Source organism: Myroides gitamensis (assembly GCF_029894455.1).
Classification (GTDB): Bacteria; Bacteroidota; Bacteroidia; order Flavobacteriales; family Flavobacteriaceae; genus Flavobacterium; species Flavobacterium odoratum.
This window is the reverse complement of record NZ_JARYHN010000001.1, coordinates 3,563,327-3,577,509: the sequence shown is the minus strand read 5'-3', so window position 1 is coordinate 3,577,509 and position 14,183 is coordinate 3,563,327. Positions and strand designations below refer to the sequence as shown.

The window sequence follows — 14,183 nt, the reverse complement described above, 5'->3', positions numbered from 1 at the left end:
AAATTACATATCTAATTTATATCCAACCCCTTTAATTGTTTTAAAACAATCATCTCCTACTTTCTCTCTTAATTTACGGATGTGTACGTCAATCGTTCTTCCCCCTACAACTACTTCATTCCCCCATACACGATCTAAAATTTCTTCTCTTGTAAATACTTTTCCTGGTTTTGATGCTAGCAAATACAACAATTCAAATTCCTTTCTAGGTAAAGACAATTCTACACCATCAATTAAGATTTTATATTCATCTCGGTTAATTTCAATATTGCCAATTTGAATAATATCTCCATTTTCAGCTTCTTCTACATTTTTCAATCGACGCAATAAAGCTTTAACCTTACTCATTAACACCTTAGGTTTTACTGGTTTCGTAATATAATCATCTGCACCTGCATCAAATCCAGCTACTTGAGAATAATCTTCCCCTCTTGCGGTTAAAAATGTAATGATTACATGCTGTAAGCTGTCAATTTTTCGAATGTTTTCACAAGCTTCCATTCCGTCCATCTCCGGCATCATAACATCCAAGATAATCAGGTGAGGAAGTTCCTTTTTTGCCTTTTCTATTGCCTCTTTCCCATTCCTTGCTGTACTAACTTGATAGCCTTCTTTTTCTAAATTATAACTGATGATTTCAATGATATCTTGTTCATCATCAACTAATAAGACTTTAATGTCTGAATTTTTCATTCTTTATCTGTGTGTGTTATAAATCAGTTCAAAGATAAAGATAATACATTATGTGAAGTAAAGTTTACAATTATTTAATCTGGTAACGATTTAATAACGTTTACCGTAAAATGTGTTAAAATAGCGATAACACACAAGACATATTTACGCTTGTTCTTTGCACTAGCTTAAATAAAATAATAAATATGAAATCAAAGTTATTATTCGCCCTATTATTTATTAGCCAAGTAATTGGGGCATCTAATGGAACGATTAAAGGAATTTTACAAGATTCAGCAACAAAAGAACCACTAGCCTTTGCGTCTGTAAGTATAAAAGGAACAACACAAGGAGTCAACACGGATTTAGATGGTTTTTTTACTCTTGAAGTACCTGAAGGGAAACAAACGTTAACCTTTAACTATGTAGGTTATACTTCCGCTGATAAAGCTATTGAAGTAAAAGCAAACGAAACAGTTGAAATTACAATTGACTTAATTTCAGAAAGTGTACAACTAGAAGGTGTTGTTGTGCAAGCGACACGATCTAAATCTAGAGAAGCGACATTATTAATTGAACAACAACGTTCAGTTGAGATGAAACAGCATATTGGTTCACAAGAACTTTCAAGAAAAGGGGTAAGTGATGTAGCCAGTGCAGTAGCGAAAACGACAGGAGTAGCGAAACAAGAAGGTACAGGAACTATTTTCGTACGTGGATTAGGTGACCGTTACAACAGTACTTCACTAAATGGACTTCCTTTAGCTTCAAACGATCCAGAAAAGAAAAACATTGATTTAAATATCTTCTCTACAGATATCGTAGAATACATTGCCATCGACAAAACGTATTTTGCAAGAAACTACGGAGACTTCGCAGGAGGAAATATCGACATTATGTCAAAAAATCACTCTGGAGAAGGTTTTGTAGAAGTAGGTGTAGGTACTAATATGAATACCAATGCAGTGAAACAAGATAATTTCAAAACATTATCTGATCGTAGTTTCTTTGGTTTTTCGGATACAAAAATACCAGGTAATGCCTTAAAAGGATACAACTTTAAAAACTCAACACAAACAGATACCCGCAGTCCTTGGGGAGCAGGATTAAACATCAATACAGGTAAATCCTTTTTCTTTACTAACGGATCTGCTTTACATTTATTCGCAACAGCATCATTTGGCAATAACTTCAAACAAAAAGAAGGCGTTACTCGTACAGCTCAAGCGCAAAACTCATTCACGAAAGATTTAAATTTAACTTCTTTCGAATACAGCACCAACACAACGGGAATGTTAAATGCTAAATTTGACATCAACGATTCTAACTCAATCAAGTACAACCTTTTATTTGTCAATGACTCTAAAGAGAAGAATGATGAGTACCAAGGCTATGTAAGAGATATTACATTAGACAATTCGGATTATACCTATATCAACAGACAAACGTATCGTCAAGATCAATTAATGGTCAACCAATTATTAGGTAATCACAAATTAAGCGATCAATTGGACTTAAACTGGGGAGCTGCATTCAACAACATCTCTGCACAAACACCAGACAGACAACAATACACCCTAAACAAATTAAAAGACAGCGATAGTTACCAGTTTTCAATTAACTCAAGATCGGACAACAACCGTTATTACGAAGATTTAAAAGAAAATGAAATAGCTGCTAATATTGCTGCAGATTATAAATTTGGAAAAAATGAAGAAAATCTATACGATGGAAAATTAACCGTAGGATATAACTTCAGAAAAAAAGATAGAGAATTTAAAGCGACTCAGTTCGTATTTCAAATCAACAGAGAATACAACAACAATATCAATCCAAATGCTTTAGATCAGTTCTTCAACCAATCGAACTTTGCAAACGGATACTTTGATATCTATACCTTTAGAGGTGGGGCAGCAACACCTAATGCATTATTACCACAAACCTATGATGGAGAATTATTTATCCATGCTGGTTTTGTAAACGTAGAATACCGTTTAACTGATAAATTATCCGGATCATTAGGAGCTCGTTTCGAAACAATTTCTCAAGATGTTACGTGGCAAACACAGCTAGATGCGGATAAAACAAGTAACAAATTTACAAAGAATGCCTTCTTACCAAGTTTGTCTTTAAAGTATGAAGTAAACGACAACAACAACTTGCGTTTTGCTTTATCTAAAACCTATACTTTACCTCAATTCAAAGAAAGAGCGCGCTTTATCTATGAAGATGTAACGGAAATCAAAGTGGGTAACCCTGATTTATATGCTTCAGATGATTACAATGCGGATTTAAAATGGGAATATTTCCCTCAAACAGATGAAGTAATCTCTGCTACTGTTTTTGGAAAATACATTAAAAATCCAATAAACGAAATTGTATCTGCTTCTTCATCAAATGATATTACGTATGCTAATACTGGAGATTACGGATACGCAGCAGGATTGGAGATTGAAGTTCGCAAAAACTTATTCAGCTTTGACGAGGTATTGACGAATAAAATTACAGGAGGATTGAATGCTTCTTTCATGAAGACCTACCAAAAATTAGACAACGAAAAAGTAAATCGCGAAAATAAGTATTTGAGTACATCATTTACACATGACAATGCAAGTTTCACAGGAGCGTCAGATTTATTACTAAATGCAGATATTTCATATATCAAAGAATGGGCGAATGATCAAAAGTTAATGGCAACATTATCTTACGCACACTTCTCTGATAAACTATACTCATTAGGAACGGAACAAAGCGGAAACTTAGTTGATAAAGCTTTCGGATTCTTAGATTTTACTTTCAAATATGATTTCACGAAAAATTTCGGAATGACTTTTAACGCGAGAAACTTATTAGATCCAGCGATTGAAAGAAAACAAGAAAACCTAACACAAGATGTGTTGGTACAATCATACAAGCTAGGGCAAAACTTTAGCTTAGGATTTAAATATACGTTCTAAAAAAAAGAATATCCCTGTTCACAAAAAAGCCTGCGTTTTACGTAGGCTTTTTTTTTGGAAAGAGGAAAAGGGCACAACCCTTCCTTCAGTTCACCAATCTCACCCTCTCTGAAAATCGAAACGAATTGAAAATCGAGAGGCGGTGAGATTGGTGAGGTGGTGAGGTGGTGAGGTGGTGAAATCGAAACGCAGTGAAAATCGAAACGCAGTGTAGATTCATCGAACACCAAAACCAATATAAAATAGGTGAGCTATATTCATCGAATACGAAAACAAATATAAACCCATGAGATAGACGATGAGATGGTGAGACGATGAGCAAAAAATTCTCCTTTTTAAAAAATATCTTCCAATCATGCACCAGTTAACTGTAAACTGTCAACCGTCCACCGTAAACCATCCACCGTACCCTCATAACAATTCATTAATATTCCGCTTTAATATCATAACAATTCAATGATAAAGTGCTAACCGTCAGTTCATCTTAGTAGACCATCTTTGTATCAGTTAAAATAAAATAACACAATTACTTTATGAAAAGATTATTCAAATCAGCATTATCAATCGCATTAGTATCCGCTTTATTCGTTAGCTGTGGATCAGACGACAATTCAAACGACAACGGAGGAAATCCAGGTCCAAATCCAGCAGAGAACATTGGACAAACATTGAAAAAAGGACAAACTCTTACTTTAGAGAAAAATAAAAAATATAACTTATCATCAAAATTAGTAGTTGAAGATGGTGCCATCTTAAACATTGAAGAAGGAGTTGAAATTGTTGGTACAGGAGGAACATCTTCTTATATCGCAGTAGCACAAGGAGGACAAATCTTCGTAAAAGGAACAAATACAAACCCAGTTGTTATGACTGCTCTTGAGAAAAAAAGAGGAAGCTGGGGAGGTTTAGTAGTATGTGGTAAAGCTCCAATCAACAAAGCTAAAACAGCTACTGCAGAGGTTTCTGATTTAACTTACGGTGGAGATGTAACGAATGACAATTCAGGATCTATCCGTTACTTGAGAATTGAGTACGCTGGAGCGAACTTTAACAGTGAGAAAGAATTCAACGGATTATCTTTATTCGGAGTTGGAAGCGGAACAAAAATCGAATATGTACAAGCACACGAAGGTTCTGATGATGGATTCGAGTGGTTTGGTGGAACAGTAAGTGCACAATACTTAGTATCTACACATAACGATGATGATCAATTTGACTGGACAGAGGGATGGAATGGACAAGAAAATAAATTCTGGTATTCTAAACAAAGCGGAACAGCTGATAAAGGATTTGAAGCAGATAACAACGCTAAAACAAGAACAGCAGAGCCTTATTCTAACCCAACAATTGACGGAATTACATTAATTGCAGCGGTAAAAGGAGAAGGAACAGCAATGAAACTACGTGAAGGTACAAAAGGAAAAATGAAAAACGTAGTATTAAGCGGATGGAAAACAGCTTTCGATGTAGAACATGATGAAACAATCGCGAATGTTGCTAATGGTTCATTATTAGTAAGCAATGTAAAACTAATCGATGTAACTGAAAAAGCGAAAGGTAAAAATACAGCAGGTGAGTCAGTAAATGTAAATGGAGTATTTGTTGAAGGAGAAAACCAAGGTGCTGGAAATAGTGCAAGCGCTCCAGAATGGACAAAAGGCTGGACGTTAGGGTTATAAGAATCTAATTTTTTATACTTATAATTTACAATAAGTCATTAATTTATGTTAACAAAAAATATTTGCCCTAAAAAAGCAAATATTTTTTTTATCATATAAGAAATATTCACTACTTTTATAGTATTAATTTCATTTGGATGACTAAAAATTACTTTTATAACTATCTTTTTATTGCAGTCTTTGCACTTATGACTAGCCTGAGCTTCGCTCAAGTTGGTTCATATACCGCGTCTGCTAATAAAGCAGCAGTTGTGAAAACAATTGAAGGTCTTTCTATTTACCCTAATCCAGTTCAAACAAACGGAAAGATTACCATAGAAACCAAAACAAATGAAGCGAAAGAAGTTGAGATTTACAACGTAATGGGCAAGAAAATTTTAGCTACCCAACTCAACACTAAAGAACTAGTACTACCTAGTTCAATCACAGCAGGGATTTACATTATTAAAATCAAAGAAAATAATGCCACTGCAACGCGAAAGCTTATTGTAAAGTAACAAAGACATATACCCTATAAATCTAAAGCATCATTTCAACATTGATGCTTTTTTTTATTGTATTTTTGTACCAAATAATTGAATTGTGTTTACACCAGAAGATATCATTAGCATACAGACCCGAAAAGAGTTTCATAAAATAGCCATGAAAGTTTATCGCTATCAATATGAGAACAATCCGGTGTATCGTGAATTTTGTAACCTCATTCGAAAAACACCCACGGAAGTTCGAAGCTTAGATCAAGTACCCTACCTTCCTATTGAGTTTTTTAAAAGTAAAGATGTCTTGAGCAGTACAGCGCCCATACAAACCACTTTTACAAGTAGCGGAACCACAGGAACCATCACAAGTAAACATCATGTGACGGACTTAAACTACTATGAGGAAAGCTTTAGAAAGGGTTTCTCTTATTTTTATGGCCCAATTGAAGATTATGTTGTTTTAGCCCTATTGCCTTCTTATTTGGAAAGAGAAGGGTCTTCTTTGATTTATATGGCTGATGATTTTATCAAACAATCTAGTCATCCAGAGAGTGGCTTCTACTTACATAACTACGAGGAACTCATCGCTAACCTAGAACTTTTAGATCGAGAAGGGAAAAACGTTCTTTTGCTAGGTGTTACCTATGCCTTATTAGACATTATTGAGCAGCATCAATTTGAGCTAAACAATACCATTATCATGGAAACAGGAGGTATGAAAGGGAAACGCAAAGAAATGATTCGCGAAGAACTGCATGCTATTCTTTGTAAAGGCTTTGGCGTGACTAAAATTCATTCTGAATATGGCATGACTGAACTCCTTTCACAAGGCTATTCTTTAGGCGATGGCGTCTTTCAATGTCCACCTTGGATGGATATTGTCATTCGAGATCCAGAAGATCCTTTTACTTTATTGGATGTACACGGAAAAACGGGAGGCGTAAATGTCATTGATTTAGCCAACATCAATTCATGTTCTTTTATCGCTACACAAGATTTAGGTAAGAAATACGAAGATGGCAGTTTTGAAATATTAGGGCGATTTGATCATTCCGATATTCGCGGCTGTAACCTTATGGTATTATAGTCAATCATAAAACGTATCGTTCAATAACCAGTCGATGTATACAATTGCTTAAAATGAAAGTGCGCTATAAAAACTTGCACGTTGTATTTTAAGCTTACTCGTTATACACAACCTATTTAAACAGGGCATTTAACCTCGTATAATCAACTTCGAAAATATCATTCACTTGTTCTACATGATCTAAATCTTGCATATAGATCGTATCAAAATCCTCTCCCTCTTGCTTCATTAATCGCAGCAATTCAATTGAAAACTCCTCTTTTCGGAGCCTTAAACTTCTGGATTTATCTCCTCCTAAATAATACAAAGGATAATCGAGTCCAATTTTTTTTGACATATCAGCGATTAAATCGAACATATTAGTAAGACCAATCACATAGATATCAATTTTCGAGCTATAGGTATTAATTACCTCTTGATATTCTAATAAACTCTCTTCTCCGGTTTCACAGTTGGGATTCCAATACACGATAAAAGAAGGTCTATTCCTTTGCTCTATTTTATCGTATAATTCATTGGCCAATACCGCTTCTGGTTTATGTTGCGCTTGTACAAACACAGTAAAAAACAGAAACATGGTTAAAAATAAATATCTCATCATATGAATCTAATGATAACATTGTATCTGTCAAACATAAGGTAAAAAAATATAAAAACGGATACTAAAAACAAAAAGGGTGATTTTAATATAAAATCACCCTTTTCTATTATTTATCGATCAAATCGGTTTTCTCAGCAAAATACTCGCAGAAATCGCGCATTGTTGCCGCCATTTTCTCATCTTCCGTTGCACGCTCATACGTATCTGCCATCGCAACTAAAGTCTGATGAAAGAATTTTTTCATCTCATCTACTGGCATATCTTTCGTCCACAAATCAATTCGCAACGTTTCTTGTGCCGCATGATCCCAAATAGACAATAACATTGCTTTGGATTTTGCTCTGTCTACTCCACCATCTTTAGCCGTCCAAGTTAATTTATCTGGAACGCGATTTTCATCTAATTCTACTCTAATATTGATATCAGAAATGTGATTTTTACTCATTACTTCTTCGGTTTATACTTTGATTTTTCAAAAATATCTTTTGCAGGCATTGCAAAAAGTTCTTGCAAAGTTACGTTATTATTTTCCATAAATGAACGAACAATTTGCCAACCAATCCAAACCCCAACACGTCCAGGTGAATCATTATCAATATCTAAGTAAAACTTGCTAAATGGCGCAGGCTCAATAAAACGAGTCACGAGCTTACCATCGGTATCAAAAAATAGTTGATTATCCACAAAATAACGCCAAATCTGAGATTCATTTGCTTTACACCAATCCAATTGCTCTTTCGTATACGTGATAAGTGATTCTTTAGGCACTCCTGGCAACAATAATTCTTTTGTGTACATCAACTTCCCTTGGTGAATCATCGTTCCTAAAAACGTACGATCCATTGTTTTTGGCAACTTTTGAATGACAAAACTTTCAGCCATATCAGGCAAAATTTGAGATGATTTAAAAGTTGTTAGCGTGTACGCAGGAAATCCTTTATAAAAATGATGGTCTTTCCCTAAATATGTATCCAAACTAATCAAAGCTAAGGTATCTGCATAAATAGCTTTTGCAGCTACGTCAACTTCTGAAATAAGCGTAATTACTTTCTTGTGATCTGATTCTTCTGGATAATAATATTTAATATACTGAAACAAGCGTTTCAAATCTTCTGGCAAAGATTTTAAATCGCTGTATTGTTTCGTTACTTCTTGATAAAGTTCTTTAAAAATAGTATCTTGTTTCTTCTCTAACCAAGCTTCGTCAGCTACACTTGCAGGAAATAGGTAAGGATATTGCTTTTTCAAACGCTGAAACTCTTCATCCTTTCCTGTATAAAATTCTTGGTCAAAACGAGCGACCGTAACATCCATGGGGATTTGTTCAACTTCTTTGTCTACTTTCGTTTTTGAATCACCACAACTCAACACAAAAAAACTAGAAACCACCAATAAGGGTAAAGATATTTTACTAATTTTGAACATAGTATTCTTGAATTATTTTCTAATACCTACAAATATAAAAAGAAGAACTACATATCAATCACAAATTTTCTAAGATGAATCAAAACTTTCAAACCGAAGCAGTAACACAGTACATTGTCGAATGGCTTAAAAATTATGCACAAGAAAGCGGCATAAAGGGATTCACTATTGGAATATCTGGCGGAATTGATTCTGCAGTTACTTCGACCTTATGTGCTTTAACAGGATTGCCTTTACTTTGTGTGGAAATGCCGATACACCAAGCAGCTTCACAAATTAGCAGAGCCAAAGAGCACCTAGATTTTTTAAAACAGAATTTCAGTCAAGTTAGTGCTGTAGAATCGGATTTAACAACAACCTTTGAATTGTTTAAACAACAATTACCAACTAGTGATAATGAATCCTTATTAAACCTAACTTTAGCGAATACGAGAGCGAGATTACGCATGACTACCTTGTACTATTATGCGGGTATACACGGTTATTTGGTAGTAGGTACAGGTAATAAGATTGAAGATTTCGGCGTTGGATTTTTTACTAAATATGGAGATGGCGGTGTAGATATTAGCCCTATTGCCGATTTATTAAAATCGCAAGTACGCTTAATTGGTAAATACCTTCAAGTTCCGCAAAGTATAATTCAAGCAAAACCTACGGATGGCTTATTTGGTGATGATCGCTCAGATGAAGATCAACTAGGGGCCAATTACGATGAATTAGAGCAAGCAATGCTAGCGGCAGAACAAGGAAAAAAACTAGAGGATTTTCAAGGGAGAGCAAAAGAAGTATTCGCTATTTACACCCGACTCAATCGAATCAATCAACATAAAATAAACCCAATACCCGTTTGTACCATTCCAAACGAATTAAAATAAAAAGCTATGATAAAAAAATACTGTTTATACTTAGGAGCAGCCTTGTTATTTGCAGGTTGTACAACTACAGACGACTATTATGATAGAGATGTATTTATTAAAACCGAGGGCCTAGAGCAATATGGTTGTTATAATACAAAAGACAATTTGTTTGTTCCTACCCTTAAAGGTAATGAATTTACAATTATTACGAATACCCGAGACTATAGAGATTTAGTACAAGGTTGTTATGCCGCTGTTGATTTTAGATACTTTGATCTTATTATTGGCCAATACTGGGTACAATCTAACACGGAAGACATTAAATATGTCTACAAGAAGAATCGATACAATGAGTATACGTTATTTGTAGAATTTCTCCAAAACAGAGGCGGAAGACCTAAATATGTAACCTATAATGCATTAGTACCTAAATTACATCCTTTAGATCCTGTATTTGTAGAAACAAGAGAAAGCTTTGCTTGGTAACCTCATAATAAAAAACGTCGTTTAAACTTAGTTAAACGACGTTTTTTTTAAATTTATCTTTCTCATTTTTTGGTTGCACCTTTAAGCTAATTATATTTAAAGACAAACAATGAAAAAACCTCGTCTAAGAAAAGACGAGGTTTTATTTTTGAGGCTTTTTAGGCAACCTCTTTTTTTATTTCTATATTATATTTAGTTCTTAGAAAAAATTCCAGAAGTACAATACGAAGAATCAACTATTCTATATCCAAGCTCGGCTACTTGCCCTGTATTGTTTTTTAATGTTGTCGGAAAACGTTCATGTAAGAGTTCTGCTGCCCGAATTGCACCTTCTTCAGTATACATCCCATATTCTGAATAATACACTGGTGGGCTTACTGGACGTAAATTAACTAACTGAACTATACTCACCTCAAATTTATAACAATTCACTAGCCCCTGCACCTGCTCTTCTTTGGGCGTTTCTATAGGGTTACCGTTTGCTAACATCGAAAAAGTTCCAATAAAAAGGAAACTCATAGTCATTAATCTTTTCATAATATGATAATTTAAATTGATTTATGTTAAAGTAACAAAAACAATTAAGTAATCTTACTTTTATTTTCTAATTAACATAAAGTACAATTTTTATACACCTTTATTTTTCCACTTTCCAATCTCCACTTTCCAAACCGGTATAAAACAAAAAAGCCTGACTACTTACGTAATCAGGCTTTTCAAAAGAAGGGCGACGACATACTCTCCCACCATGTGGCAGTACCATCTGCGCTAGCGGGCTTAACTTCTCTGTTCGAAATGGGAAGAGGTGAGCCCCGCCGCAATAACCACCCTAAAGCGGTTGTTATAAATTCCTCTCGGATCCTATAACTAATTCGGTATATTATAACGTAACAAATACTTATTTCATTTTAGAAAGTTGCCCTCCCTCTACTTATTAGTAGAGGGAGTACACATAAGCTTACGAGCTATTAGTACTACTTGACTATGACATTACTGCCTTTACATCTATAGCCTATCAACGTTGTCATCTTCAACGGCTCTTTAAAGAAATCTCATCTTGTGGTGGGTTTCGCACTTATATGCTTTCAGCGCTTATCCCTGCCCAACGTAGCTACTCTGCGATGCCCCTGGCGAGACAACAGATGCACTAGAGGTTGGTCCAATTCGGTCCTCTCGTACTAGAATCAGATCCACTCAAATTTCTAACGCCCACAGTAGATAGAGACCGAACTGTCTCACGACGTTCTGAACCCAGCTCGCGTGCCACTTTAATGGGCGAACAGCCCAACCCTTGGGACCTTCTCCAGCCCCAGGATGTGACGAGCCGACATCGAGGTGCCAAACCCCCCCGTCGATATGAGCTCTTGGGGGAGATCAGCCTGTTATCCCCGGCGTACCTTTTATCCTTTGAGCGATGGCCCTTCCATGCGGAACCACCGGATCACTATGCTCTACTTTCGTACCTGATCGACTTGTTAGTCTCCCAGTCAAGCTCCCTTATGCCATTGCACTCTACGCACGGTTACCAAGCGTGCTGAGGGAACCTTTAGAAGCCTCCGTTACTCTTTTGGAGGCGACCACCCCAGTCAAACTACCCACCAAGCAATGTCCTCTGCAGTGCAGAGTTAGATCTCAAATAAGCAAAGGGTGGTATTTCAACAATGACTAACCTACGCCTGGCGACGCAGGATCGAAGTCTCCCACCTATCCTACACATCACTTATCCAAGAACAATACTAAGCTATAGTAAAGGTGCACAGGGTCTTTTCGTCCCACTGCGGGTAATCGGCATCTTCACCGATACTACAATTTCACCGAGCTCATGGCTGAGACAGTGTCCAGATCGTTACACCATTCGTGCAGGTCGGAACTTACCCGACAAGGAATTTCGCTACCTTAGGACCGTTATAGTTACGGCCGCCGTTTACTGGGGCTTCAATTCAATGCTTCTCCGAAGATAACATCTCCTCTTAACCTTCCAGCACCGGGCAGGTGTCAGGCCCTATACTTCATCTTACGATTTTGCAGAGCCCTGTGTTTTTGATAAACAGTCGCCTGGACCTTTTCACTGCGGCCAGCTTGCGCTGGCGACCTTTCTCCCGAAGTTACAGGTCTATTTTGCCTAGTTCCTTAGCCATGAATCTCTCGAGCGCCTTAGGATACTCTCCTCGACTACCTGTGTCGGTTTACGGTACGGGTACTAATAATCTAAGTTTAGAAGCTTTTCTTGACAGCCCTTAGGCACACTATCTCGTTGTTCGAAAACGCTGAGTACTATCGCATTTCTCCATCCCCTACGCATTTTACTATAGGGAATATAGGTACGTGCTTCAACGAACTATTCCGTCAGTTCGCGGTGCTTTCATCACTGTGTCACTCCATCACAATTATTAGTAGTACGGGAATATTAACCCGTTGGCCATCGACGTCCCCCTTCGGGTCTGCCTTAGGTCCCGACTAACCCTAAGCTGATTAGCATAGCTCAGGAAACCTTAGTCTTACGGCGGGGGTGTTTCTCGCACCCCTTATCGTTACTTATGCCTACATTTTCTTTTCTATAAACTCCACCATATCTCACAATACGGCTTCTACGTCGATAGAATGCTCCCCTACCACTCACGTTTAAAACGTAAATCCATAGCTTCGGTAGTATACTTATGCCCGATTATTATCCATGCTCGATCGCTCGACTAGTGAGCTGTTACGCACTCTTTAAATGAATGGCTGCTTCCAAGCCAACATCCTAGCTGTCTGGGCAATCAAACCGCGTTTTTTCAACTTAGCATACATTTGGGGACCTTAGCTGATGGTCTGGGTTCTTTCCCTCTCGGACATGGACCTTAGCACCCATGCCCTCACTGATGATTATCATTAATTAGCATTCGGAGTTTGTCAGGAATTGGTAGGCGGTGAAGCCCCCGCATCCAATCAGTAGCTCTACCTCTAAGTAACTATGATCATCGCTGCACCTAAATGCATTTCGGGGAGTACGAGCTATTTCCGAGTTTGATTGGCCTTTCACCCCTACCCACAGGTCATCCGAAAACTTTTCAGCGTTAAACGGTTCGGTCCTCCATTTAGTGTTACCTAAACTTCAACCTGCCCATGGGTAGATCACACGGTTTCGCGTCTACCACTACTGACTAAAGCGCCCTATTAAGACTCGCTTTCGCTACGGATCCATGACTTAATCACTTATCCTTGCCAGCAACGGTAACTCGTAGGCTCATTATGCAAAAGGCACGCCGTCACCCCACAAAGGGGCTCCGACCGCTTGTAGGCGTATGGTTTCAGGATCTATTTCACTCCGTTATTCACGGTTCTTTTCACCTTTCCCTCACGGTACTGGTTCACTATCGGTCTCTCAGGAGTATTTAGCCTTAGCGGATGGTCCCGCCAGTTTCAATCAGGGTTTCACGTGCCCCGACCTACTCAGGATACCACTATCCTTATCTTCTCTTACTTATACGGGACTATCACCCTCTTCGGTTTACCTTTCCAGGTAATTCTAATTCAATCCGCAAGAAATATCGTGGTCCTACAACCCCAATATTGCCGTAACAACATTGGTTTGGGCTATTCCGCGTTCGCTCGCCACTACTAGCGGAATCACTTTTGTTTTCTTCTCCTCTGCCTACTTAGATGTTTCAGTTCAGCAGGTTCGCCTCCTATTCGGATACTATGTCTTCAACATAGTGGGTTGCCCCATTCGGATATCTACGGATCAAGTCGTGTGTGCCGATCCCCGTAGCTTTTCGCAGCTTATCACGTCCTTCTTCGCCTCTGAGAGCCTAGGCATTCCCCATACGCCCTTATTTTGCTTATGTGCTTACAATTCTTTCGAATCGTACTTTCTATAAATTTTTATTAAAATAATAATATTACTATTACTATCTAACTGTATTTGTCGTTACAATATGTCAATGATCGTTTTGAACTT

At 37.3% G+C, this 14,183-nt stretch carries 11 protein-coding genes and 2 rRNA genes; 6 read left to right on the top strand and 7 right to left on the bottom strand.

Going from position 1 to position 14,183, the window contains the following annotated elements; all coding sequences use genetic code 11:
* Positions 1-3 precede the first annotated feature (3 nt).
* On the bottom strand, positions 4-693 hold the full coding sequence (locus M2306_RS15880) for a response regulator transcription factor (RefSeq protein WP_002987945.1): 690 nt from the start codon (positions 691-693) through the stop codon (positions 4-6).
* Positions 694-878: 185 nt separating this feature from the next.
* Between M2306_RS15880 and M2306_RS15875 the strand changes: the two genes are divergently transcribed.
* The 4 genes from M2306_RS15875 to M2306_RS15860 all read left to right on the top strand — a co-directional run bounded on the left by M2306_RS15875 (position 879) and on the right by M2306_RS15860 (position 6,874).
* Positions 879-3,629: a TonB-dependent receptor gene (locus tag M2306_RS15875; protein ID WP_115091896.1), complete on the top strand. Its 2,751-nt coding sequence runs from the start codon at positions 879-881 to the stop codon at positions 3,627-3,629.
* 533 nt (positions 3,630-4,162) lie between these two features.
* Positions 4,163-5,308, top strand: coding sequence for a beta-helix domain-containing protein (locus tag M2306_RS15870; RefSeq protein WP_115091897.1), 1,146 nt, complete (start codon positions 4,163-4,165; stop codon positions 5,306-5,308).
* A 137-nt stretch (positions 5,309-5,445) separates the two neighbouring features.
* On the top strand, positions 5,446-5,805 hold the full coding sequence (locus tag M2306_RS15865; protein WP_115091898.1) for a T9SS type A sorting domain-containing protein: 360 nt from the start codon (positions 5,446-5,448) through the stop codon (positions 5,803-5,805).
* Positions 5,806-5,890: 85 nt separating this feature from the next.
* Positions 5,891-6,874, top strand: a complete 984-nt coding sequence (locus tag M2306_RS15860) for a LuxE/PaaK family acyltransferase (RefSeq protein WP_002987951.1) — start codon at positions 5,891-5,893, stop codon at positions 6,872-6,874.
* Positions 6,875-6,986: 112 nt separating this feature from the next.
* On the opposite strand, the gene M2306_RS15855 is transcribed toward M2306_RS15860, so the two are convergent.
* From M2306_RS15855 to gldB, 3 genes are all read right to left on the bottom strand, one after another.
* Positions 6,987-7,475 carry a hypothetical protein gene (locus M2306_RS15855; RefSeq protein ID WP_259190333.1) on the bottom strand — a complete coding sequence of 163 codons (489 nt, stop codon included), beginning with the start codon at positions 7,473-7,475 and terminating at the stop codon, positions 6,987-6,989.
* A gap of 106 nt (positions 7,476-7,581) precedes the next feature.
* Complete coding sequence (gene gldC / locus M2306_RS15850) at positions 7,582-7,920, bottom strand: gliding motility protein GldC (RefSeq protein WP_115091901.1); 339 nt, start codon at positions 7,918-7,920, stop codon at positions 7,582-7,584.
* Positions 7,920-8,900 (bottom strand): gliding motility lipoprotein GldB, encoded by a 981-nt coding sequence (gldB, locus tag M2306_RS15845; protein WP_259190336.1) that lies wholly within the window; start codon positions 8,898-8,900, stop codon positions 7,920-7,922. The genes gldC and gldB overlap by 1 nt, the downstream gene beginning before the upstream one ends.
* Before the next feature lie 74 nt (positions 8,901-8,974).
* Between gldB and nadE the strand changes: the two genes are divergently transcribed.
* Together nadE and M2306_RS15835 are read left to right on the top strand one after the other, a co-directional pair.
* A complete protein-coding gene (nadE, locus tag M2306_RS15840) occupies positions 8,975-9,775 on the top strand; it encodes an NAD(+) synthase (RefSeq protein WP_259190338.1) in 801 nt (266 codons plus the stop codon).
* A 6-nt stretch (positions 9,776-9,781) separates the two neighbouring features.
* Positions 9,782-10,243: a hypothetical protein gene (locus M2306_RS15835; protein ID WP_115091904.1), complete on the top strand. Its 462-nt coding sequence runs from the start codon at positions 9,782-9,784 to the stop codon at positions 10,241-10,243.
* Between the two features lie 192 nt (positions 10,244-10,435).
* Here the strand turns inward: M2306_RS15835 and M2306_RS15830 are convergent, their stop codons facing one another.
* The 3 genes from M2306_RS15830 to M2306_RS15820 form a co-directional block, all read right to left on the bottom strand.
* Positions 10,436-10,762, bottom strand: coding sequence for a hypothetical protein (locus M2306_RS15830; protein ID WP_147279645.1), 327 nt, complete (start codon positions 10,760-10,762; stop codon positions 10,436-10,438).
* 203 nt (positions 10,763-10,965) lie between these two features.
* A 5S ribosomal RNA gene (rrf, locus tag M2306_RS15825) occupies positions 10,966-11,075 on the bottom strand.
* 116 nt (positions 11,076-11,191) lie between these two features.
* Positions 11,192-14,070, bottom strand: a 23S ribosomal RNA gene (locus M2306_RS15820).
* Between the last annotated feature and the right edge of the window lie 113 nt (positions 14,071-14,183).